The organism is Geomonas oryzae (assembly GCF_004117875.1).
Taxonomy (GTDB): domain Bacteria; phylum Desulfobacterota; class Desulfuromonadia; order Geobacterales; family Geobacteraceae; genus Geomonas; species Geomonas oryzae.
On record NZ_RAHW01000001.1, the window covers coordinates 170357 to 194943 of the forward strand.

At 66.9% G+C, this 24587-nt stretch carries 11 protein-coding genes; all 11 read right to left on the reverse strand.

Annotated elements, in window-relative coordinates; genetic code table 11:
* Positions 1 to 69: 69 nt before the first annotated feature.
* Positions 70 to 1545 (reverse strand): AgmX/PglI C-terminal domain-containing protein, encoded by a 1476-nt coding sequence (locus tag D6Z24_RS00865; protein WP_246014527.1) that lies wholly within the window; start codon positions 1543 to 1545, stop codon positions 70 to 72.
* 10 nt (positions 1546 to 1555) lie between these two features.
* Entirely contained in the window at positions 1556 to 2050 is a 495-nt protein-coding gene (locus D6Z24_RS00870; protein WP_129124654.1) for an ExbD/TolR family protein, read from the reverse strand.
* A complete protein-coding gene (locus D6Z24_RS00875) occupies positions 2047 to 2547 on the reverse strand; it encodes an ExbD/TolR family protein (RefSeq protein WP_129124655.1) in 501 nt (166 codons plus the stop codon). Before D6Z24_RS00875 ends, D6Z24_RS00870 begins: the two co-directional genes overlap by 4 nt.
* A gap of 35 nt (positions 2548 to 2582) precedes the next feature.
* The gene (locus tag D6Z24_RS00880; RefSeq protein WP_129124656.1) at positions 2583 to 3218 is read right to left on the reverse strand and encodes a MotA/TolQ/ExbB proton channel family protein; all 636 of its coding nucleotides are present in this window, start codon (positions 3216 to 3218) and stop codon (positions 2583 to 2585) included.
* Between the two features lie 164 nt (positions 3219 to 3382).
* Complete coding sequence (locus D6Z24_RS00885) at positions 3383 to 3802, reverse strand: hypothetical protein (RefSeq protein ID WP_129125393.1); 420 nt, start codon at positions 3800 to 3802, stop codon at positions 3383 to 3385.
* 155 nt (positions 3803 to 3957) lie between these two features.
* A complete protein-coding gene (locus tag D6Z24_RS00890) occupies positions 3958 to 4707 on the reverse strand; it encodes a tetratricopeptide repeat protein (protein ID WP_198419493.1) in 750 nt (249 codons plus the stop codon).
* The gene (locus D6Z24_RS00895; RefSeq protein ID WP_129124657.1) at positions 4704 to 7907 is read right to left on the reverse strand and encodes a tetratricopeptide repeat protein; all 3204 of its coding nucleotides are present in this window, start codon (positions 7905 to 7907) and stop codon (positions 4704 to 4706) included. The genes D6Z24_RS00890 and D6Z24_RS00895 overlap by 4 nt, the downstream gene beginning before the upstream one ends.
* Positions 7904 to 9820 carry a tetratricopeptide repeat protein gene (locus D6Z24_RS00900; protein WP_129124658.1) on the reverse strand — a complete coding sequence of 639 codons (1917 nt, stop codon included), beginning with the start codon at positions 9818 to 9820 and terminating at the stop codon, positions 7904 to 7906. The genes D6Z24_RS00895 and D6Z24_RS00900 overlap by 4 nt, the downstream gene beginning before the upstream one ends.
* Positions 9821 to 9823: 3 nt before the next feature.
* Positions 9824 to 10579 carry a hypothetical protein gene (locus D6Z24_RS21905; RefSeq protein WP_281274999.1) on the reverse strand — a complete coding sequence of 252 codons (756 nt, stop codon included), beginning with the start codon at positions 10577 to 10579 and terminating at the stop codon, positions 9824 to 9826.
* A 108-nt stretch (positions 10580 to 10687) separates the two neighbouring features.
* Positions 10688 to 15817 carry an OmpA family protein gene (locus tag D6Z24_RS00910; RefSeq protein WP_129124659.1) on the reverse strand — a complete coding sequence of 1710 codons (5130 nt, stop codon included), beginning with the start codon at positions 15815 to 15817 and terminating at the stop codon, positions 10688 to 10690.
* A 65-nt stretch (positions 15818 to 15882) separates the two neighbouring features.
* Complete coding sequence (locus D6Z24_RS00915) at positions 15883 to 24513, reverse strand: DUF11 domain-containing protein (protein WP_129124660.1); 8631 nt, start codon at positions 24511 to 24513, stop codon at positions 15883 to 15885.
* Positions 24514 to 24587: the final 74 nt, after the last annotated feature.

Here is a 24587-nt window from a genome sequence, read left to right on the forward strand (position 1 = left end):
CCCTCCCCTTGCGGGAGGGGTGAGGGGGTGGGGTAAGCGGCTTCACCCACCCCCCGCCTCCGTCACGCTCTAGCGCGCGGGGAGGAAGTCTATCGGGTACAGGATGGTCGTCTTGGGTACCCCGTCCTTGGGCCCGAAGTTGAACTTCCTGACCCGGTCCACGATCTGCTCGCAGAACTCGGTTGCGTTGATGTTGGTCGAGTCCACGGAGCAGGCGGAGACCGCGCCGTTCGGCTCGATGGCGATCTTCAGCACCATCTTGCCGCGCAGGGTGGGGTCCTTGCGCAACTGGGTGTTGTAGATGCGGTAGAGCGCCGCCTTGTAGCGGTCGAAGAGGATCTGAATCTCCTCGTCGGTGCGGGAAGCGCGTGCGTTCGAACTGAGCGGCCTTCCCTCTTTGGCCCCTCCCGCCCCGGCGATGCCGCTTTGCACCTTCGAGAAGCCCGCGTTGCCGCGCCCAAGCCTACCTTCCTTGCCGGCGCCGACACCACGCCCCACTGCGGCGCCGCCGATCCCTCCGCTGCCGCCGTTACCGACGTTGCGGCTCACGGCACCGTAACCGCCGCCTCCCGCGCCACCCTGCATCGCCACCAGCGAGCGGCTGGCGACGGCCTGCCCGGCGGCGTTCGCGTTGCTGAGGCGCGCCTCGGCGCCCAGTTTGGGTACCGGCGTCTCGTCGATCAGGTCCTTGAAGCTGTCCTTGAAGGCAAGCACGCCGGTGTTGCGGGAGCGCGAAGGTGCCGCGGCCTGTTCCGACGACGCCTGGGCCGGATGTTCCTGCGCGCGCTCTTGCTGCGTCACGGCCTGCTTTTTCTCCGTCTTCTCGACGGCGTTTTCCTTCTTCGCCTGCTCCTTCTCGGCCTCTTTCTTCTCTTCGCGCGCCTTCTTCGGCGGGACCGGCTTCGGGATCTCCTTGCGCACCATCATCGCAAGCCGCTCCGGCACCTCGGCGATGACCGGGTGCACCGGCGGCGGGAGTGTCACCAGCCGGGTGACGATGAAAAGCAGAAGACTCAAAAGCATCGCGGTGGACATGGTGCGGCGGTAGCGCCGTTCCACCTCGGGCTCGTTGCTCCAGGGCATCACCGGGACGTGCTCCGGCACGCAGAGTTCCCGCTCGACGAGGAATTCCTCCTCGCGCCGCTCTTCGCGCGCATGCGCGTCGTGGATCGCGTCGTGGAGGCACTCGAGCTCCTCGTGGCGCCGGTCGAGCTGCGCCTTGAGCCCCGCCTTTTTCTCGAGAGACCCGCGCATCTCCTCGTCGAACCTGACGACGCTCTCCATGATCTTCGCAAGGCGCGTCTCCGGGTCGCCGACCTCCGGCATCGCCTCCCAGAAGAGACCGCCGACCTCTAGCTGGGCGAGCCGGTCGAGGGCGTTGCAGGCGTCCCTCAAGGCGTCGAAGCAAAGCCGGTCCGTGGCGGACATGTCGAGCTCCGACTGCGCCACGCTCATCTGCATCTCGAGGTCGTTGATGGCCGTCTTGGCCTCTTTGACCCTGGCGTTAAGCGGCGCCAGCTCCTGTTCCAGTAACGATGTATTCACAGTGCACCCGCTAGGCATGCGAGGCCTTCTGGATGACGGCGAGGGAGATCCTGCCGTAGCCGGAAGCCGTGCAGCTCGTCATTATTTTTTTAAGCACCTTGAACGGTATGTTCTTGTCCGCGAGAAGGGTGACCTCCCTCGACTCGCTCTCCGCGACCGTCCCTCCGCTTGCGGCGATCCTGCTCTGGATCTCGTTCAGCTTCTCCGTCACCTCGCGCGCCGTGGCCACCTGGTCGTCGTAGAGCTCGGCGGTTCTCGCCACCGGCTGCCCCTGCACCACGATCGCCTCCGGGGTGACCGAGACCACCACGGTCCCCCTCGGCTTCGTCTCGACGACGGAGTTCGGGAGGGCAAGGCGTTGTTCGGGCATGTCCCCGTTGAACGAGTGAAAAAGCAGGAAGAACACCAGCACCGAAAGTACGTCCAGCATCGGTATCAGGTTCAGGAATGCCTGCCTGCGATGGTTGTTGCGTTCCAGCCGCTTCATGCGCCGGCTCTGTCTCATGGTGCGTCTCCTATCGATATCTTCGGGAAAAGGGTCACCCTCGCCCCCTGCGTGCTCCCCGGCGCCTTCACCACGGCGCTGCGCACCACGTCCATCACCTGGACCAGGTAGTCGTATTCGACCTTGGGCTCCATGAGGACGGTGGCGTCCTCCTTGTCCGGGTACTGGGCCTTGATGCCGCGCATCACCTCGGAGAGCTTCTCAAGATCGTACTTGTCCCCCTTTTTCGGGATGACGGCCTCGACCGATTTGCCATTGGCGATCTCGAGCCCCGCCTTGCGGACGATCACCTCGATGGCGAAGTTCGGCTTGCCGACGGCGGCCGCTCCCGCCCCGGTAGGGACGCTCAGCTCCATGATGGTGATGCTCGTGAAGACCGCGGTGATGAGCAGAAAGACGACGAGAACGGTGAACACGTCCATCATCGGGGTGAGGTTCAGCACCTCCATGATGTCCATGTCCAGTTCTTCCTTCTGCCTTCTTCTACGTCTTGCCATAACCGGCTCCTGTCAGTTTTTTCGTGTGCGGGATCTCAGTACGCGCGCTTGGCGAAGGTGGAGATGCTGTTCAGCGCCTTCACCGATACCATCTCCAGGCTCCCGACGATCTGCCCGGTGGTCGAAGTGAGGCGGGCGTGGATCAGGAGAAGCGGAATGGCGGACATGAGGCCGAAGGCGGTGCAGTTCATCGCCTCGGAGATGCTCGCGGCAAGGAGCGCCGCCTTTTCGGCCGGGCTCGCGGTGGCGACCGCGGTGAAGGCCGCGATGAGGCCCATGATGGTACCCAGAAGACCGAAGAGGGTGGCGATGTTCGAGAGAAGTGCCAGGTACGGGGTGCGCTTCTCCAGTTGCGGGATGATCTCCATGAGGCTCTCCTCCATGGCGATCTCGATGTCCTCGCGCCTTCTCACCGCGCCCTGGCGTGCAAGCCCCATGGAGAGCATCTGCGCTATGGTCGAGCCGTCCTCGTTGACCATGTCGCGCGCCCGGTCGAAATCCCCCGCCGCCAGCACCGGCTGCAGTTGATCCCAGGTCTGGCTGTTGTCCTTCTTGACCCGGCTCAGATGGAGCCAGCGCTCCACCGAAATGGCGATCCCCGCCGCCAGCACCATGAGAATCGGGAACATGAAGAACCCACCCATCTGGAAAAACCTTACGATTGCGTGCATCACTTGCCTCCTTGCCTGTAGACCCTCAGGTCGATTGATCCGCTAATTTGCGGTATTTAGTTCTCGTGGGGTTGGGGGTGGGTGAAGCCGCAGACAGCGGAAATGATGGCAACTTCCCCCACCCCCTGCCCCCCTCCCGCAAGGGGAAGGGGACTTTGCTTTACTTACGGCGCGCCGGAACCCGCCGGGACGTCCGTCTTGCCGGTGCTCACCTCGTAGAAGGCGACCTCGCGCCGGAAGACCTCCCGGTCCACCGGGGCCGGGCGCTCGTTCAGGGTCCGCGTGAGACTCGTCTCGGCCCCGAGCTCCGACACCTTCCACGGGACGATGAAGAGGGACATGGGCGCTTCCTTGTTGCCTAGGACCGACATCCCCGAGACCATCTTCGGCTCGTCGCCGGGTTCGGCGGCCTTGGCGGGCTCGGCGGCCTTGGTGGGCTCGGCGGATTTGGCGGGCTCCGCGGGCTTCGCCGTCGCCACGTTGGCGTTCGGGTCGTCGGGCGTCGCCGGTTTGTCGTCCTGCCCAAGCACGATGGCTACCGGGAAAAGGACCAGGAAAACGAAGAAAATCAGCTTGGGCCACATGCGCTCCTCCTTGTGACGGCGATGCCTCAGGCAAAACGTGATCTGCCGGTAACGGTGGTGCCTCCATGCCTGAGGGGAGCTACCCGCCTCCTGCATGGAAATCCGCCCCCTTCTTTCTTCGGGAGCGGGAATGTCGGTGTAGTCGGACTTCATGGCTACTGCCCTGCCTCCTTGTGCATCGCGAGGTGACCGGTGCGCCCCTGCAGGTCGGCGATCCATAGCTTCACCTGCTTGTCATCGGGCATCGCCTTGCTGTAGGCCTCGTAGTGGGCCTGCGCGCAGGAGAAGTCCTTCAGGTACAGGTCGCAGAGAATGGCGAGGTTGCGCTCAACCGGGTGGTACTCGGGGAACAGGGCGAGCGACTTTTCGTAGACCTGCCGGGCTTCGGCAAAGCGCCCCGCCTTGCGCAGTTGGAGGGCGTACTCGTTGCTCGCGGCCGGGTGGCCGGGGACGGCCTGGAGCGCAGCCTTCAGGTGCGGCTCGGCCAGTTCCGGCTTTTTCAGTGCGGCGTAGGCCTTGGCCGCGTTGATGCGCGGGGCGGTGAGCGAGGGTGCCGCGGCGATCACCTTTTCGAGGAGTTCCGCGCTCTTTTGGTATTCACCATCCTTCAGCAGGGCGGTCCCCTTCTCGAAATCGCGGCGCGCCTCGGAACCGACCGGGGCGGGCTCGCTGATGACGAAGCCGGTTTTCTCACCGGAGAGGCGTATGACCGACGGGGTCGCCGGTACGGCCGCCGGGGCCGGGGCGGCGGCTGCGGCCGCGGCGGCGGGCTTCTCCACTCCCGCGCCCTTCACGCCCCCTCCCGTCACGCAACCGGCAAGGGCCAGAAGGGCTGCGCCCAGGAGGAGCCGACCGGTACTGCTCGCTATCGCTGCGCGTGAACACGTTTCAGGCTGTCGCTTCATTTCTTCTCTCCTTTCGCACGGCGTTTCGCCTTTTTACCCTTGGACGTCGCGGTCGTTTTCTTTTTGGCCGGAGCGGGTGCCGCCTCCTGCACCGGTTTCTCCTCCGGAGCGCTAGCCTTCGCCGCAGCGTCCGCCTCGGCCGGAGCGGCTTCCGCCTTTTCCGCCGGAGCCGCGGGCGCACCTTCACCCGGTTGCGCCACGGCATCGCTCACGACCTGCGCAGGTGCGGGGGCGGGCGGCGCCGCCACCGGGGTCGCTATCTCGTAGCCAAAACCGTCCAGCGAGGCGACGATGTCGGTCGCGGCCTCCGGCTTGTCGTAGCGCGCGGGGAGGAGCTTCGCGAGCCGCCCGAGACTCTTGTCGACCCAGTCGTTGTAGATGCCGACGGAGATGAGCTCCATGTTCTTTTCGTGCACCGAGATCGCCTTTTCCTCGAAGGGGAAGGCCTGCTCCTCCAGGGCCATCTCGTACTCCTGCAGCTCCTGGGGGTTCAGGTCGTCGGGGCGCTGCGAGCCGGTGAGCGACTTGCTGAACTCGCCGTAGATCTCGGCGAGATAGAAGGTGGCGGCGGCGGTGACCTCGCCCACCTCGTACTCGGGGAGCTTGCCGAAGGACTGCATGGCGACTTTCATCAGCTCCTTTTTCCGGCGCAGTTTCTCCTCGAACGGCTGCACCAGCTTGACCTCGGCAAAGCGCTCGTAATCACCCTCGGCGAGAACTAGGGCGCCCCTGCCCGCGAGGTAACGGGTGCGCGGGGTGCGCTTGTCCCCGGCGGCGGCGTCGATGGCGATGATGGTCTTCAGTTCCTCCAGGTATGCGGCGCGGTCCTCGTCCTTCACGAAGGCGCAGATCTTGTCGCGCATCTCGAGGTTCACCTCCACCGGCTCGGGGAAGTAACCGACGTAGCGGCGGTACACGGCGAGGGCCTGCTTCTTGTTGCCGCTTTGCTGGTGCAGATCGGCAGCCAGCATGAGGGCCTCGCGCCTCACCTCGTCGTCCTTGAACTCGCGCTCCACCCGCTCGTACTCGCCGGCGGCCTCGGCCAGGCGTCCGTCCTCGCGGTAGACGAAGGCGAGCTTTCTTGTTACCTCGGGCTGCAGCTCGTGCCCCGGGAAGAGTTCCCGGAAGCCGGTGAGGACCGCGGTCGCCTCCTTCCACGCCTTCAGCTGGATGAGGGCCACCGTCGCGTCGTACTCGGCGTTCACCCTGATCTTGGAGCCCGCGGCCATGCGGCCGACGCGCAGGAAGTGGTCGGCGGCGGCGCGGTAGTTGCCGGTGGCGTTCGCCTCCTCCCCCTGCTTGTAGATCGAGGCCGCGAGGTTGTCGGTGAACCCTTCCCGCGCCTTGTCCTCGGCGGGGATGAGGGAGAGCACCTGCTGGTATCCCGCCTCCGCCTCCGGGTAGCGCTTCAGCTCGTAGCAGGAGTGCCCGACCACGATCCAGGCCGATTTGAGCACCTCCTTGTCGGCGGCGGGGAAGGTCGCGATCAGCTTCCTCGCGACGGTGAGCCCCTCTTCGTACTCCTTCAGCTCGTAGAGGTCGTCGGCCGCCGCTCCAAGGACGATCGCCGCCTTCTCGTGTTCCGGGAAGACCTCGGCGAACCTGAGCGAGCTCTTCACCGCCTCGCGCTTCACCTGGTCCTTCTCCTCCGCGGTTGCCTCGCGCAGCTGCTCGCGGTAGGCGAAGACGGCGGCGTAACCGGCTGCGGAGGACTTCTCGTAGCGCGGGTAATCGTAAGCGGTCCGCTCGTACTCTTTCGCCGCCCGCGCGAAGGAGCGGTTCTCCATGAGGAGGTCGGCCATCTGGTAGTTGATGCTCGCCGACTCCGCCTCCTTAGGAAAGGAATCCAGGAAGTCGCCGTACCACTGCAGCGCCTCCTTGAAGTTCTCCTCCTTCTCCTTCGCGTGCTCCGGCGCCTGGTACAGGGCGTGGTAGTGGTGGGCGAGGTCGGTGAAGTTGGTCTTCAGGAAACCGAGCACCTCGGGACGGGAGGCGGGCTCGAAATGCTTCCAGTACTCGGACTTGAGCCCGTAGTTCCTGGCGAACTCCTTCTTCGCCTCGATGACGAGGGTCGGGAAGCCGCCGGCGATGTGGATCTCGATCACGCGCATGCTGAACTGCGGCGAGGCGCGGTGGAACGGGTTGCGGCTCACGAAGGCGTTGTAGGACGCCGCGGCGTCGCTGTAGCGGCGCTTCTCGTAGTAGAACTCGCCCAGGTTCGAGTAGACGCGGTCCTCGTAACCGCGCTTGCCGTTCTTTTCGAAGTACTCGACGGCGGAAGCGGCGCCGTGCAGGTAGGAGAAGCTCTGGCTGATGACCCGGAAGGTGTCGTCGACCCGCTTTCTCTCCAGGTCGTCTCCGGTGGCGGCGAAGTCGTACCCGGTCGACACCTTGTGGTCCAGAAGCGCGATGAAGCGGTCGAGCCCTTCCTCGTAGAGCTCCTGCTTGTAGAAGGTCCAACCGAGCTTGTAGAGGGCGAGCTCGTAGAACGAGGTCTCGGGTCCTGCCTCGACGAGCCCCTTGTACACCCCTTCCGCCTCGATGTACTGCCGGTGCGTGAAGAAGTACTCGGCGCGGCGGAACTGCACCTCGTTCATGTAGCGCGATCCGGGGTAATCCTTGACCATGCGCTGCATGACCGCCATCGCCTCCTCGGTCTCGCCCAGCTCCTCGTAGGCCCGCGACATCTGGTAGAGGACCTGGTCGTTACCCTGGTAATGCGGGTACTTGTCCAGGAGCTTGCGGTAAAGGGCGATCGCCTCGCGCGCCCCGGCCCGCTCCTCCCCGTCGTGTCCCTCTTTTGCCTTCAGGGTCCTCTTCTCGAAATCGGCGTCGGACTCTCCCGGCGCGCGGCTCGGGGCAGCCGGGGCAGCAGACGACGCGACCTCGGCGCGCTCCGGCGCGGGAAGCACCGCCTCACGCCCAGCTTTGCCTGCAGGTGCGGCGACGTAGCCGTATTCCTTCTCGATCTTCAGGTCGGCCAGACGACGGATCGCCGCCGGGGTGAGCGCCGATTCCGGCGTCTCGTCGAGGAAGTGCTGATACCCTTCCATCGCCTTCTCGAGACCGCCTTCGATCGGCACTTCCTTGATCTCGACCTTCACGTCTTTAAGCTGCGCGATGGTCTCCCTGCCGCCGCCGGACTGGCACGCGGCGAGGAGCGCGAAAAGCGCCATGAGCAGGAATCGGGTCCGTTTCATTCTCCCACCTTCTTCTGTGCCTGGGCCTTGTTGGCCCGGTCGTAGCTGTCCGCGATGGCGAAGCGCGCGGTGATCTGGAAACCTTCGAGGCGCGTCCGGCGCCTGGAGAGTTCATCAACCGCCATAGCCTCGAGCACCTTTCCCTGGCGCGGCATGAGGGCCGCCACCTTTTCCCGTGCCGCCGCGATCTCGGCGCGCCGGGCGCGGATCGCCTCGTCGTACCCCTCATAGCTTTGCGTCGCCGCCTGCCTCGTGCGGACGAAGGCGTCGTATTCCTCTTTCATGCGCCGCATCTCCTCGTTCAGGCGGTCGAGGTCGTCGAAGGTGTCGGTGAGGCGCTGGTGGTAGCCGGTGGCGATGTTCCAGGCGATGACACCCTTCAGGCGGGCGATGCGCTCGGCGATTTCGCTGCCGGGAAGGGGACTGGCACCTGCGGAGCCAGTCCCCAGGGCTTTCTCCAGGCGCGCGAGTTCCTCCTTGGCGAGACGCTCCTCGGCGGTGGCCAAGTGCTCGGGGCGCGGCGAGGTCAGCATGGCGTGGAGCCTTTTGCCGATGCGGTCGCGCTGCTCGCTGCGCAGACGGATCTGGGAGTCGAGCTCCTTGAAGGAGGCGTCGATTCCGGGGAGCAGCGGCTCGTAGTAGGCGCGACGCAGCCCGATCATCTCCTCGAAGGCGTTCAGGTCTCCCTCCCAGGTGGCGAGTTTCTGCGCGAGGTCCCTGAGATCGAGGTAGTTTCTGAGCGCCTCCTGAAAGTCGTGCGAGGCCATCAGGTCCAGGAGGTAGTAGGTCTCGGGCGCCTTGGGTAGGTTGCGCAACTTCACCACCCACTCGGCATCCTGCTTCAGTTCTTCCCGCTCGAGCGCCTTCAGAAGCCTCCCCTCCTTCACCGATTCGATGGAGCCGGAAAGCTTTTCGATCTCCTTGCCGAAGGATTCAAGGGCGCTGCCGTACAGGAGCGCCGCCTTGCCGTAGGCCTTCATCTTCCCGTAAGCGAAGGGGAGCGCGAGCATCGCCTCCTGCACCGCGGGGTCGGTCACCTCCCGTCCGGCAAGGATGCTCCAGGGAACCAGGGCGCGTTCGAAGCTCCCCTGGTTCGCGTCGGCCCAACCGGAGCCGAGGAGAGCCCGGTTCGAGAAGGGGCCGGTCAGGCGCACACGGTCGAGGGCAAGCTTCGCCTGGTCCGCCGCGTTGTCGTCCAGAAGCCGGTACCCCAAAACGAGGTTCGCCTTGTCCCTGATGGCCATGATCTCGGCGGCGGTTCCCGGCATCTGCCCGGTGCGTTCGAGGTATGCGCGTCCGTCCTGCACTTTGCCAAGCTGCATGAGCGACACCCCCAGGTTGTAGCCGGCGAATCCTTCCACACCCTTCTCGTCCCGGATCTCCTTCAGCACGACCGAGGCCTCCTCGAGGCGGCCGAGGGCCATGAGGAGCTGCGCGCGCAGGAACTCGACGTCGACGCCGAGCGTCCCGGGGAGCTTGCCGCCGATGCGCTCCAGGGCCTTTAGGGCCTCCTGGGGCTGGTCCTTGCGGAAGTAGAGCCGCGCGAGCCGGTAAATCGCGGCGTTACGCTGCAGCTCGTCGACCTTCCCGTCGATCACCGCCTTGATGGAGCGCCCGGCGCGCAGGTGCATGCGGTAACCGAGCTCGAAGTCGCCGACGTCGAACTCCGCCTGCCCCACGTACGGGTGGAGCGGGTCGAGCACGGGCTCGTCGAGTCGGCGGTGCTGGAAAAGCTCCGTGTCGAGCCGCGCCACCGCCTCGAACCACTCCCCCTGGTAGGCGTGGTAGAGCGCCTCACCGAAGTAGACGTCGGCAGGGGAGGAGGCTGCAGGACCGCCCCCGCCGGATCTTTCGGCGGCCGGGGCCTGCGTCGCCATCAGCAGGCAGAGCAGTATGAGAAGGGGCCTTAACATGGCTTACCAGTCCTTGACGGTGATGCTCTTGCTGCCGGAAAGGACGACGCCGACCAGTTTCGGCCCTACCCCCTTGGCGACCTTGAAGCTCTCATCCTTCCGGAAATCGGTCCCCCCCTCGGTCTTGCCGGTGACGGTGACGTGCAGCGGGTGCTCTCCGGTCATCGCGTTGCCGACGTGGATGCGCTGCACGCCACCCTTTCTGAGCGCCTCGATCTCGTTGTAGGTGTAGAGGTGATGCGCGACCTCCTTGCCGTCGAGCTCAACGGAGACCGAGTCGAGGCGGAACTTCTCCTCCCCCGCGAGCGAAAGGAAGAGGGCGACCTGGGTGTCGGACGGGTACAGGAGCTTCTCCTCGAGACGGCTCAACTGGGCCGCGATGGAGAGGACGTCCGCCTTGATCTCCTGGACCTGCTCGTCGAGCCCCTTCACCTGCTCCGCGGTCTGCCGGGCCGCCGCTGCCGTCTCCGGTTTGGCCGCTGCCTTCTCCGGTTTCGCCGCGGCCACCGGTTGCACCGCCGCCTCCGCTTCGCCCGGCTCCGCCGCGTCGACCACGTCGGCGGGTTCCGCCGCGTCAGCCTCCGTCGCTTGCGCGAAATGGCAGTCCGCGCCGTCGACGCATGCCGTCTCCTGTTCGCCCGCCGCCTGCTGCGAAGCCTCCGTTTCCACCTGCACCGTGACCGCTTCCACCCCGAACGCCGCGCCGGTCATCAAAAAGAGCGCGATCCCCGCGATGACTGCCTTGAGTAATTTGCCCATACCCCCACCTCTCGTTTGTTTTAACTCTGCGAAAACAGCCCTTACCGTTGACACCGGCTTCCCCCTCCCTGTCCCTCCCCCTCCGGGAGGGGGGAAGCGGATCGCTCGCTAGATCATCCCCACCATGTTGACGAACACCCCCTGGCGCCGGTAGCTCAGGTCGGTCAGATCGTCGGAGAAATCGCTGAAGTTGTAGCCGGCGCCGATCTTGAAATGGTTCCCGAGGTGACGATAGACACCCAGGAGAACGCCTGTGCGGCTGTCTTTAGCATCTGGGAGGTCGAGCCACCGTCCCTCGACGAGGGCGTCCCACTTGTGCAGGAAGCGCCAATCCACCCGCGCCACCACGAGGTGCGCGCGGCTGTCGAAATACTCCGGATTCACCCGGTCCATGCTCACCTGGCCCAGCCGGTAGGCGTACTTGCCCCCCACGGTCCAGCGCGGGGTCAGGTCGTACATGGCGTCGATGGAGGCGATGTGGCTGCGCTGCATGAAGCTCGCCCCCGTCGTCGTGCCGGTGATCTGGTCCGCCGACGGCATGTTGTAGAAGTAGGTGTACTTGACGAGGGCATTCAGCCGGTCATTCGCGACCGGGCGGTAGGCGTAGCCGACCACCGCCTCGGTGTACCCACCGTCGCGCAACTCCCCCTCGGAGCTCGTGCTCTTCGAATAGTTGAACTTGCCGATCAGGCGCCAGTTCGGGGTCATCTGGTACTTCAGGTTGTTCTTGAAAAGCCAGGTGGTGCGCTTCTCGCGGGTCAGATTGGTCTGCTCGGCGTCGTCCTCGCGGTATTCCACCGCACTTGCGAGCTTCACCTTGTCGAAACCGTAGCCAGCGTTCACCCCGACCGCGGTCCTTTTCAGCTCCGCACCGGTCAGGTTGTCGGTCAGCGTCCCGAGTTCTCCCTTCGCCCCGAGGTTCAGGCGGTCCGTCGGGGTGAGCTCGACGCCGTAGGAGTGCAAAAGCCCGCTCGGGGTGTCGCCGTGGGTGTAGCGCTCCTCGCCGTAGACGCTCGTCGTGTCCGAGTAGCGGGAGCGGAACCCGGAGGCCATGGTCCCCTTTCGCGCCTGCACGCCGTTGTCGCTGCGCTCGTTCTCCAGAGCGTAGTTCATGTAGAGGGTGGTCCGGTCGCTGTAGAGGTACTCGGCGCCGAAGCGCCCGGCACCCCCCTGGTCGCCGGCGGAGAGTTCGCCGTTCACCTTGAAGCGGTCGGTCACCCGGTAGGCGCCCCCCGCGCCGGTCCGGGCGTTGTCTTCGCGGTTGCCGGTGGTCTTGACCGACTGCTGGGTGAAGAGGTACCCCATCCATCTCGCCTTCGAATCGTAGGCGACCTTCCCGACCAAGTCGGCGCGAGTGCCGGTTTCCTGGGTGAGGGGGACGATGGCGGACTCGTCCCTTCGATGATCCGCGCGCCCCCCTACCGAGGCGGTCCAGTGTTCGTCCACCTGGTACTGGGCGTCCGCCTCGACGGCCGTGGTCTGAAGCCCCTGGTCCACGTCGCGATGATCCCCCTTGAAGGTGAGCTTCACGCGGTCGTTCACCGGGATCTCGGCACTTCCACCCACCTGGAGCGTCTCCTTCTCCGCGACCTGGCCGGGAGCGGAGTAACCCGCCTCGAGGAGCTGGCTGTACAGGGTGATCCGCCCGCGCCAATCCTTGCCGAGGTCGGCAAGACCTACGCTCGCGTCGAGCCGGTAGGCCCCCGCGCTGACCGCCGGGTCTTCCGGCGTCTGTACCGTTCCGTATTTGAAGCCGCCGTCCTGCGAGGTCGAGGTTAAGAGCCCGGTCCCCTTGCTGTGGCCGGTCTCGAGTTTCAGCCAGGTGGCGGCGGACTTCCTAAGGGTGAGGTCCGCGCCGACGAGGCTCTCCCCGGCGTCGCCGTCGTCTCCCTTGCTCCCGGTGACGCCGAGCTTTACGTAGTCGCCGAACCAGTAGTGGGCGTGCCCGCCGAAGGTGACGGAGTCTAGTTCCGCCACCCCGGGGGTGTACTCGTAGCGGGCGACCAGGTAGACGGGGTTACCCCCGATGGTGTCGCTGTGCACGAGGAGGTTGTCCGAGGCGGTCGACTCGAGGGGCTCACGGAGCACCAGGCGCCCCTGCAGGTAGTCGACGTCGTAATCCTGCACCGCGGTCAAATCCTTCGCGGCGAGCACGATGCCGCTGTCCTTGTCCCTCACCTCGACGCGCACCCGCTCGGACCCCTGCAGGATGTCCTGGCGGCGCAGGTAGTAGAGCGAGCCGCCGGTGCCGCGGAATTCGTCGCGTCCCGCCATGGTCCCGGGCTCGGCGGCGAAGCCGTCCACGACGAAGCGCTTCTCGCCGAAGCCGGTCACGCCGGGGAGCTGGTAATGGAGGTTTCCGCCGTAGAGGCCGCGGTCCACGTGGGCGAGATCGTTGTCGGTGTAGCCGACCCTGAAGTTCCCCCACAGGCCGTAGTTCCGGTCCTTGGCGAGCTTCGCGTAGAACTTGCCGCTGGTCGGCGCATCCTCGGTCACCGTGCCGTCGTCGCCGTAGGTCGGGAAGTGGTAGTCCTGGTCCATGCGGCGGAAAAGCGCCTCGGGAGACTTCTCCAGGAAGTTGGAGAAGATCTCGTTAAGCGGTCCCTCGCGGGTGTCGGCGCTGGCGGTGAGCCCCCAGCCGTCGCCGAAGCTCCCTTTGGTGTAAAAGGCGAGGCGCCCCTCGGCGTCGAGGGTGCGGCCGTACTGCGGCCTGTCCGGCGCGAGGAGTTCGGCGGGGCCGCTCGTCTTGTTGGCGGATAGGGTGAGATCGGCGATCCCCACGGTGAACCAGTCGTTTCTCTTCATGGCGAGGTCGCGCAGGTAGAGCTGGCCGTTCCCCGCCTGGTCGAGCACCGCCACCTCGACGGTGTGCGTCCCCTTGGGAAGGATCTCCTCGGCGATGAAGCGCCCCTTGCCGTCCACCGGGGCCGGGTAGCCGGCGAGCCATACCCGGTGCCCTTGGGGAACCGCGCTGCCGTGGGCCTGGACGCTGCCGCCTGCAACCGGGATGTTCTTAGCCGCGAGGCGGCTTCCCCCGTAACCCGCCAAAAGCTCGCGCTCCGGGTCCGCCTTCGCGGCGGCGGGATCGGCATGGTCGATCACCCAGAGCGGCTGGGAGACCGTCTCGTCGAAGTTACCCGCGGCGTCGTAGACCCGGACCAGGTACTTGAGTTCCCGCACCGGCGCGGCCAAGGTGTCAAACGATGCGCGCCACTCCGCCAGTCCCTCGCCGTCCAGCGGGACCACGGCGAGCGGGACGTCGCGCTCGGAGACCGCCGCATCGAAGATCCTCACTTCGCCCCGCTTGATGAAGCTGTGGTAGTTGCTGTAGAGGCGGAAGCGGACCAGGTTCCCGTCGCCGTCCCCCCCTTCTTCCCGGAAGGCTACGCTGCGCGGCCAGGCGGTGACGTTCAGCCTCGGCTCCGCCTTAAGGTCGTCGTAGCGGAATTGGATCTCGGCGCGGTCAAGGGCCAGGTCGGTGCAGCGCTGCAGGTCGGGGACGCTCTTTTTCAGGTCGTCGACCGGCTTTCCGTCCACCGAGATGCGCATGAGGTTCAGGGCGAGCGGATCGACGGTGTTCACCTCGCGGGTCATGCGCAGGATGTCCACCCCCTCGTAGTCGTTCACCGGGACCTTCTCGTCGTAGATCACCTGCACCTCGACGCGGGAAGCGCCGGTACCGGTGAAGCCGGTGGCGACCACGTCGTCGGACTGCACGTAGCCGCGCCCCTCGAACTCCGCCCTTGCCGGGGGGAGCCCCATCTTCTCGCTCACCGAGAGCATGCTGCGGCGGGCGCGCGCCGTGGCCCAGCCGACGTCGTCGCCGTAGATGGCCGCGTTGCGGCGGTCGAGCCGCTCGTTTTCGATGTAGCCGGTGAAACGAAGCCGAACGTTCGCCCTATCGCGGATCTCGCCCATGAGTTGGGTCAGGCGCTCGGTGTAGCCCGCCGGGAGGATCGGGTTGCCGTCCGCGAAGAGGATCGGGGCGACCGGGCCGGAGGGGGGATCGTAGACCCGCGTCACCGTCTCGCTTCCCGCGTCCTCGGGACAGAGCTGGGGCTCGTCGGGAAGCTCCTGCAGGGGATCGTCGTGCAGGAACTCGACCTCGACGCGGCGGTTCAGCCCCCTCCCCTGCGGGGTGTCGTTGGTGGCGACCGGCTGCACGCTCCCCTTGCCGTCGCTCTCGAAGACCGTTTTCTTTTCTTTCAGGGTGTCCTGGACCGCGAGGGCGACGCGACGCGCCACCGCCCGGGAGAGCCCGATCTGGTCGCCGTAGATGCGCTCGTCGCGCGCCTCGAGGGTCGCGTTGTCGCTGTAGGCGGTGAGGCGGACCGCGACGTTTTGTTTGTCCTTCAGGTTGTCGAGTGCCTGGCGCACCTGCCTTAGGAACTCCTCCGGGACGGTGACGAGCCCCGCATCGTAGTGCATGGGCGCCACGAGGTGCTTGAGCCTCACCCGGTGCGCGAGCCCCTCCTTGTAGCGCATCTTGCAGACCGTTTCGGTGCGGCAGACCTTGACGCGGTTCACCGTGGCGGGAACGATGACCTCCTTCTCCACCATCTTCTCGCCGATCTCGTCGTACCAGACCTCCACCTCGACGCGGCGGTTCCGGGCCCTGCCCTCTTCGGTCAGGTTGGAGGCGACCGGACGGGTGTCGCCAAGCCCCTCGTAGGATATCGCCTCGGGGGGAAGCCCCAGGGCGCGCTGGCAGTACTCGGCCGTGGTCCCGGCGCGCTCGCGGGAGAGCCCGGTGTTGTCGGTGAATTTCGACTGGAGGGTGGGGCTAAGCCGCTGGCTGTCCGCGTGCCCTACGAAGTGGAGCCGGACGTTTCGGCGCCCGCGCATCTTCTCCAGCACGCCGCGCAGCAGGTCGAGGTATTCCTTCGTGATCTCGGCATCGCCGGTGCGGAAGTGGATCGGCGGGACGAGGTTCGCCACCTTGACCGTCTTCACCTCCTGCTCGGGGACCTGGCGCTTCTCGGTACGGTCCCCCTGGTCCTCGCCGAAGACGGCGGGGTCTAAGAGCCACGGCGTGTAGCTCACGTCCTTCGGGAGGTGACCCTCCGTGGTCTCGCCGGGGCCTGCCGCCTCGCGAACGCCCGGGGCGGCACCCGCCGGGGCGGAGACGGCCTGGATCGGCGCCTGGGTCGCGGCGGTCGCACCGGTGCCTTGCGCGGCGGCGGGGCCGGCCGCGCAGGCGAGGAACAAGCATGTAAGGGCGATACTTTGCTTCACCATTTCTCCCATCCATCCGGTCCAAAGGGTCGGGTTGCCTTGTTCTCTTCTCTTGCAGTTCGAAGGCATCACGGCGGTCCCCCCCGGCGCCAGAAGACCTCGGTTTCCACGGTGAGGGGATAGCCGTCACCCCAGCGTTCCGTGATCTCCTTCTTGAGCGCCTTCAGGCGACCCTGCATCAGCGACTCTTTCTCGATCTCCGCCAGGTAGGAGAGACGCAGGACGGCCGGGGACTTTTCCAACTCCTTCATGAGAAGCTCGATGCGCGGCCGCCACTGGCGACGCAGCTCGGTCTTGCCCGGCTCGAAGGCGCCGTCGGCCACGTCCATGGAGACGACCCGGTGGATGGCGGCGCCGAAGTTGAAGCGGAGCATCTTGCCGCGGGTGGCGCGCTCCACCTGCGGGTTCTCCGTGGTGACGCGGTAGCCGGTGGGGAGGGTGCGCTCGTCGAGCTTCAGGATGAAGTTGCTGCCGCGCTCCTCGTCCGGGACGACGGCGCAGGTGATGTGGAAGCGCCCGAACTGGTCGGTGCCTGCGATGAGGCCCCGTGCCGTCACGACGCGCACGCCGGCAAGCCCCTTCTCCCCCTCGTCCTGGTAGCCGTTGCCGTTACCGTCGTCGAAGACCTTGCCGATGACGTCGGTGCAGTCGAGGTCGGCATCCGGGACGACGCGCACCGTGGCGGAATCCACCAGCGAGGCGACGCTGTCGGTGACCGTGCTAAGCACCTGGGCCCGGTTCACGTATTCCCCTTCCGAGACGCCGGAGCCGACGATCATCAGGAAGGTGATGCTGTGGCTCGATTTCATCGCGAGCTCGCCCACGTTCCAGACCATCTGCCGCGCGTTGAGCGCGGGCTCCGCCTTCACGCCGTCCATGCGCGCCGATCCGGCGACGTACTTGAAGCCGAGCGGGAAGGTGTCCACCACGTTCAGCCCCCTGAGCGCGGCCCCCAGCGTATTGCTCAGGGTGATGGTGTAGGGGACCAGCTGGCCGCGCGTCACGTTGGTCACCGAGACGCTCTTCTTGATGGCGATGGCGGTGTCCAAGGTCGGGTCGACGGCGATGTGGTTGTTGTAGATCTGGGCGTACCCCGGCTGCCGGTTGTCCAGGGTGAGACGCAGGTAGTACGCCGTTCCCGTCCCGGGGAGCACCGAGGAGGCGGGCGCGAGCTCGGAAGACTGCGCCTCGCAATACCCCGGCGTCGCCGGTACCGCGTCGGCGGCACTTCCCGGGCAGGCGGGGACCGGGAAGGGTGCGGTGGTCTCGCCCGAGGCGGGAGGAACGAGCCTCGACTCGCCGGTCATGTACCCCGAGGCGGGCGGGGTCACCCGGATCAGGTATTCGCCGCCGGAGGGGCAGGAGGGATCGGAGAAGTTCAAGTCGAACTTGTAGAAGCCCCCCGCCGGGGTGACCTGCCCCTGCTGGGCCGGATCGCTGAAGCAGGCGCTCGAGACGGGGGTCATCCCCTTCGCCTCCACCATGACGAGCGTGGCGCCCGGAACCGGCGTGCGCACGACGGAGTTGTAGACCACGCCGTTGGGGGTGAGCGGGAGGTCGAGTCCCCCCAGGAGCGTGCCGCCGTCCGCGACGATGGCGGAGATGCGCTGCATCCCGTTCGTGAATGGGGAGTTGCACCAGCCGAGCATGGCCGTGGAGGCACCGGCACCGGGTGCGGTGAAACGGAGCTCGTAAGCGGGGACCCCTCCCGGGTTGGGGGTGACGCCGCTGAAGCGGTAGGAGCCGTCGACGGCGCTTTGCACCGTCCCGACCACGCGGCCGTCCTGGTAGAGGTCGACGGACCAGCCGGGCGCGGGGGTCTCGCCGCCGTTCATCGTCTTGTCGTGGTTCGCGTCCTGCCAGATCGCACCCGCGAGGGTTGCGCTTCCGGGGGTCCCGCCGACGGTGACCGAGGTCCCGGCGTTCGCCAGCTGGGTCGGGGTGTCCCAGGAAGCCTGGGCGGTGTTGGCTACTACGCTTCCGGCCGCGACGTTCGCGTTCAGTTTCACCTGGAAACGGAGCACGACGGCGGCGCCGGGTGCAAGCGCCCCGTAGGCGGTCCCGTAGTCGGCGCGAAGGACCGGAGCGGCGTAGCTCACCCCGTTTGCGGAGCCGTTCATGACCGCGCTCCCCGCCACGTAGCTACCCTTGCCGGAAAGCTGGGTCAGGTCGTCGCTTAAGACCATCGCGGTCGCCGGGACGAGCCCCACGTTGGCGGCGCGGATGGTGTACTCGAGGACGCTTCCGGGAAGTGCCGCGCCTCCCCCCACCACCGCGACGGATTTCGTGAGCGACAGCCGCTGCGCGTTCCCAACGACGATCACGGTCGGCTGGTAGCCGTTGCCCGGGTTGCCGTCGGCGTCCGTCTTCACCGCGGGGAGCTGCGCCGAGGCGACTTCGCCCTGGTTGCTGATCACGGTCCCGGATGCGACGCCGGGATCGACCAGGACTTTGAAGGTGACGACGCCGGTGCCTCCAGCCGCGAGGGTGCCACCGGGGGAGGAGGACACGGAGAGCCCCGCGGAGTAGACACCGACGCCGTCGGTAAGCGGTGAACGGCCGGCGGGGGGATCCGCCATGGTCTGGCCGTTCAGCCGCGTGGAACCCGCAACGTAAGTCGTGTTGGCGGGGATCGCATCGGTCAAGACCACACCGGTCGCGTCGACGCCGCCGGAGTTGGTCATGGTGATGGTGTACTGCAGCTCGTCACCCGGATCGAGGAGGCCGTTGCCGTTGCCGTCCGTTGCGAGCCGCACCGTCTTCAGCGCGTAGATGAGCGGCAGGCTACCGACCACCACGGTGGTCGGGTCGTCCGCGGCCGGGGTCGCCGGGTCGTCGGAGACCTCCTCGGGGAAGGCACCGCTCGCGGCGCCGGTCCCGTCCACGACGCCCTGGTTCGAGATGAGGGTCCCCGCGACGACGCTCTTGTTCACCTGCACCCGGAAGGTGACGGTGGCGACGTTGGTCGCCGTTCCGGCGGCCGCGGGCATCGCCCCCGGGGTGAGGTTCGCCGGGGAGTTGACCGCGATCCCCCCCTGCAGCGGGCTCACCCCGGCGGCGGGATCGGCGACCGGCTTGCCGTTCAACGTGGTGGAGTTCGGGAGATAGGTGGTGTTCGCCGGGACCTGGTCGCGCAGCGTCACCCCGGTCGCGTTCTCGGTGCCGTCGTTTTTCAGCGTTAGGGTGTAGCTGAGCGTGTCGCCCGCCTTCACGATGCCGGTCCCGGAGGTCACGTCCCGCACCGTCTTTTGGAAGGTGAAGGAGGGGGCGGAGGCGATCACGGTCCGGGTCGGATCGGTGCTGCCGGCAAGGGACGGATCGTCGCTCAGCTGGACGGGAAGAAGCGGCGAGGCGATCTGCGCCTGGTTCGCGACGAGCGAGCCGTTGTCGAGGACCGGCGCGAGTGTTGCCTGGAACTCGACCACCACCGTGTCCCCCGCCTCCCCCTGCGGGGCGATGTTCAGGTTGCCGATGCTCACCGAGCCGGTTCCCTTGAGGCCGCCGGTCGCCGATGTCGCGGCGGTTGTCGCACCGGCCGGGACGGTGAGGAGCTTCAGGCTCCCCGGTGCGAACATGGCGCTTGCGTTCAGGCGGTCGAGCTCGTCGGTCAGGGTGAAGTTCGCCGAGCCGAGCGCGCCCACGTTCTTCACGGTCAGGGTGTATTTGAGTATGTCGCCCGGCTTCGCGGTGGCGCCCGTCCCGCCGGTGGTCGCGTTCGCCACCGTCTTCGTGAAGGTCAAAAGCGGCGCCTGGGTGGTCACGGTGAAGGCGTCCTGGGTGTCGACGACCCCGGGGGTGCCGTTGGTGAGCGCTCCGGTCAGAGTCTGGATGTTCCCCGGGGCGGTAACCGCGGGGTCGGCGCTCAGCCAGCTCGCGGTCCCGGCTACGTTGGTGAGTGTGATGCCGCCCGCGGTGTACGGGTCGAGTGCGGCGGCGTAGGTTATGATCAGGCGCTGGGTGGGCGCGAGCGCCGCCTGGGCCGACTTCATGGTGACGGTCATGGTGCAGGCGGGCGCGGGCGCGAAGCTCACCGTGAAGTCGGTCCCGCTCACGAGGGGGGCCGAGACCTGGGTGACCCCGTCCGCCTGGTAGACGCGCGCCGTCACGTTCGCGGGGGCCGAGCCGCACATGCTCCCGGGTGCCGGGGTGGTCACGTTGGGGAGGAGGTCGGAGACGACGGTCTGCCAGGCCGTGCTCCCACCCGTATTCTTTATATCCAGTGTGAAAAGACCGGGGGCGAGCGCGTTGATGGTGGCGGGCCCGCTTTTTTGCAGCGTGAGTGCGGGGGCGACGATGGTCACCGCGCCGCTGGCACCCGGGGCGCCGCTCGCCCTGGTGGCCGGGGCCGCGTTCACCCCGTTGTAGGTGTAGCTCGCCGTGTTCTGGAACTGCTTGCCGGGCGCGTTCATCGCCGCGTTGGTGAGTACCACGGTGACGTCCATGACCGCCTGCTGACCGGCGGGGATGTCGATCCCTGCCGCGGCATCCTCGATGACGAGGCTCGTGGCGCTGCCCGTGTTCGCGGGGGTGAAGGCGGGGCCGGAGACCCGCTGCACGCTTACGAAGCGGAGATCGACGCCGGTCGCCGCGGAACCGAGCTCGTCCAGGATGCGCACATCGTACATGGCGGTCGGCTGCGGCACGGCGGGGACGGTGATCCGGTAGGTGAAGGGCTGGCCGATGGCGGCCTTGTCGACGAGTGCGCTCTTCCCCAGGGCGGTCGCCGCCGCCGTGGTGAGCTGCACCGTCGCCGGGGGGGTGGCCGCGTAGGCCTGGCGCTGGTCTACGACGCTTCCCGCGGGGACGTCCTGGCTGTCGAAGGAATAGTAGGTGGTGACCTGCGCCTGGTTGTTGAGCGTCACCCCGGCGCCGAGCCCCGCGTCGGCCTTCAGGGTGTAGACCACCTGCAGCGTCTTGCCGGCCGGGATGGCGTAGAGCGAGGCGGAGCCCGCGACGTCGAAGTTCCAGGTCGCGACGCCGGTGGCCTGGCTGTAGCTCGGGGGGAGGATCGGGAGCGCAGCGCTCACCGCACCCGTGGCACTGTCGACAAGCGTCACCGAAGTCGTGCTGACACCCCCCTGGCGCAAACCGAGGGGGAGCGTGTCGGCAAGTACCGCGTTGTAGGCGGGGGCGGTGCCGGCGTTCGCGAGCTTGACCGTGTAGGTGACGTTTTCTCCGGCGGCGATCACCGTGCCGCCGCTTGCCGTCGCGGCGCTCTTGGAGACGCTCAAAAGCGGCTGCCAGAGGTTCAGCGTCGCCTCTGATTTCCTCGGTGTCGCGGCGACGCCGTTGATCGTGTAGGAGAGGGTCGCCCCGTTCACGAGCTGCTGCGCCGTAGGCGACTGCGCCAGCGTGTTCTTCAAGACGCGCGCGCGGTACTGGATGGTCAGGGTGTTGTTGGCCGCGTTGTTGTCGGGCAGGTTGGTCACCTCACCGAGGTTCCAGGTGAGGCTTCCGGTAGCACCGGGGGACGGCTGCGAGAGGAGGGTGTAGCTGAAGTTCCCCCCCGAGGCGGGGGCGACGCTCACCAGCGAGTCGAAGGCGAGTCCCGGCGGGAGCTGGTCGGTGAGCGTCACGTTGCCGGTTACCCCCTCGCGCAGGGTGAGCGCCAGGTTGTACACCGCGGTGTCCCCCACGCGCAGGGTCGCATCGGTGGCGCTCGCCCCCGCACCGCTCCAGGAGTCGGAGACCACGCTTTTCGCAAGGGTGGTCGGATCGAAGGAGGCGAGCTCGGTGGTGACCGGGCCGGTGCAGTAGTTGTTGGGTGCGGTGACGTTCGGGCAGCCGGCGCCGGTGCGCTCTCCCGTGACCGCACCGGAGAGGGAGGTCCAGTCGGCGTAGACGCGGTTCACGATGGGGGCGCCGTCGGTGGCGAGCACGGTGGCCAGGTAGCTTACCACCAGGGTGCCGCCGGCGGGGATGTCGAGGCTCGCGTCGCCGTTTTGCGCCCCCCATACCACCTCCCCTCCCGCGCGGACCGCGGGGGCGGTGACGAAGCCGCTCACGGTGGCGCCGTCGATCTGGGCCGAGGCCGAGCCGGGGACGAGAGAGAGGTTCGCGGGGAGGAAATCCATCACGTCGGCGTCGTAGGCACGGGAGGTGCCGTCGTTCTTGACGGTGACCGTGTAGCGCACCACGTCGCCCGGCACCGCGGGCGCCGAGGCGGCCTTTCCGGCCGGAGAGGCGTAGGCCGCCGCCTTGGTCGCGGTGAGATGCGGCTCGACGACGGTCATGGCGGCCGTGGTCGCGGCTCCCCCCGCCGCCTGGCTCAGGCTGTCGCCGTTTATCTTGTTGTAGGTGTAGGACGCGGTGTTCGCGAAGCCGAGCCCGTTTTTGTTGGCGGCGGCGTTTTGCAGCGCGACGGTCACCTGGATCACCGCCTGTCCCCCTGCCGGTATGTCCACCCCGGTGGCCAGGTCCTGGAGGATGACGTTGCCGGCCGTTCCGGTGTTGGTGAGGTTCCAGCTCCCTCCGGAGATCACCTCGGCGTTCACGAAGCTCATCCCGGCGGCGGAAAGTCCCAGGTTGTCCAGGATCCTCACGTCGTAAAGCGGCACCTCGGCCGGTACGGCGGGGACCTTCACGAGGTAGCTGAACTGCTGGCCGATGGTGGCGGTGGCCTGGGCGGGGTTCGCCTTGGAGAGCGCCCCCGGCGCTTGGACCGTCACCCGGGTCGGGTCCCCCCCGGACCCCAGGAGCACGGTGCCGTTCACGTAGGGGTCGTCCGAGACGCCTGCCCACCGGATCGCGGTGGCGGTGCTGTTGTCTATACCTACCATGTTCGCCTGGTTGGAAAGTACCGCGCCGTTTTGGAGCGTCGGGTCCACGGTGGCGTCGAATTCAACCTGGATCTGGGAGTTGGTGGCGGCTCCGCCGGGGAGGGTGAGCCCGGTCACGGTGATAGCGCCCGGGGAGGTGCCTGAGGGCTGGAGCACCCGGGTGCTCCCTCCGGCCGGGGTGACGGTGACGTTCGCAATGGAGCCGAGCCCCACGGGGAGGACGTCGCTTATGCTCACGTTGCTGAGCGGAGGCCAGGTGAAGTTCTGCAGAAGGAGCGTATAGTGCAGCCTGTCGCCGGGGAAGGCGGCACCGGCCGGGTTGGTCCCGGTGGTGGCGTCGCGCACCGTCTTCTGGAAGTAGTAACCGGCAAGCGCCGCGGTCACCGTGTAGGCGTCCTGGAAATCGAGGGTTCCCGGGGTGCCGTCGGTGATGGAGCGGTCGTACTCGCGGCGCCCGGCGAAAGCGCTCCCGGCGCTGTACCACCTGGTCGCGCCGGCGATGTTGGAGAAGGTGGCCCCCGAGGCGACGCCGGTGGAGTCGACCTGGGCCTGGTAGTTGACGATGAGTCGCTGGGTCGGCCCGATTTTCACCGTGTCCAGCAGGGTGAGGGTCAAGAGGCCGGGGATCCCGTTACCGCCGCTCCAGGTGAGGGTGTAGTCGGTGCCGTTCACGAGAGGGGCCGACACCGGGGTGACCCCGTCGGAGGCGAAGATCCGCGCCGCGAGGGTGCCGGCAGGCGAGACGCCGGCCATCCCTGCCGGGATGCGGTCGGTGATGGTCGCGTTCCAGGCGTCCCCGCCGCCGGTGTTCTGCACGTCCAGGGTGTAGCGCACCTGCGAGTCGACGTTCACCGTGGCGACTGAGCCGGTCTTCTCAAGGGTGAGTTCGGGCTCCACCACGGTCATCGGCGGGGTGGTGCCGGGCCAGGCCTGGAGGTCGACCATGCTCGTCGTGTTGATCGGCTTGTCGAACCACATCTTCGCCGTGTTCGAGAACTGGGTCCCGGCGAGGTTCACGCTCGCGGGGGCATTGTCGAGGACGACGGTCACCTGGATCTCCAGGTTGTACCCCGCCGGAAGCGACGCGAGGGCCGCGTTCTTCTCGTAGGAGAAGACCAGGTGCTTGGTGCCGTCGGAGAGGATGCCGGGATGGCTGGAAAGCCAGGAGGCGCCGGCACCCGGGACAAGGGGCGCGCCGCCGTTTAGCACTGTCCTGGCGCCGGTGGACGGGTTCACGAGGTACGCGGTGTTGGTCACGTAACTTAGTGCCGCCCCGGTTGCGGTGAGGTCGTCAGGGATGACCACGTTGGTGACCGTCGCGTCGTCCGCGTTGGAGATGTACTGGAAGGTGCCGGAGGCGTCGAGTTTGCCCAAAAGCGGGACGCTGATGGTGTAGGTGAACGGAGCCCCCACCGCGGCGGTCGTCTGCGCCGGCGGGTTCTTCTTGGAGACCGCGTCGACCGGCACCATGAAGGCCTGGCAGGAGGGGCTTATGTTGTTGTACCCGCCCGGCGCCCAGTAGATCCAGAAATCCGACTGGGTCGGGTCGTTGCACGACATGTTGCCGTAGTAGAAGACGTCCAGAAAGGCGATGTAGTAGGACTGATGCTGCGGGAAGTTGAAGTTTATGTTGGTGATGGGGAAACCGCCGATGGAATCGGGGAAGTTCTTGATGGTGCAGTTCGTGTCGATCCCGAAGGTGGAGGCGCCCTTGACCGCCGCCAGGGTGGCGGGGTTGTTGCCGTCGACCACGCCGCCGAACTGGGAGCAGAAGATCCCCGCGGCGAACACGGTCGATGCCGTGCCGAGTGCGGCGAAGAGCAGGAGCGCGGTTAGAGTCAGGCGGAGACGGGAGGAAGTCCGACGCAGCACCCCTGCGACCATCGATACCGTCAGCTTAATCCGGATAAGATTTCTCACTTCAACCCTCGACGAAGAAATTGCACCACATCACGTAAAAATAAAAAAAACCCGCGCCACAGCCTTGCTTCGAC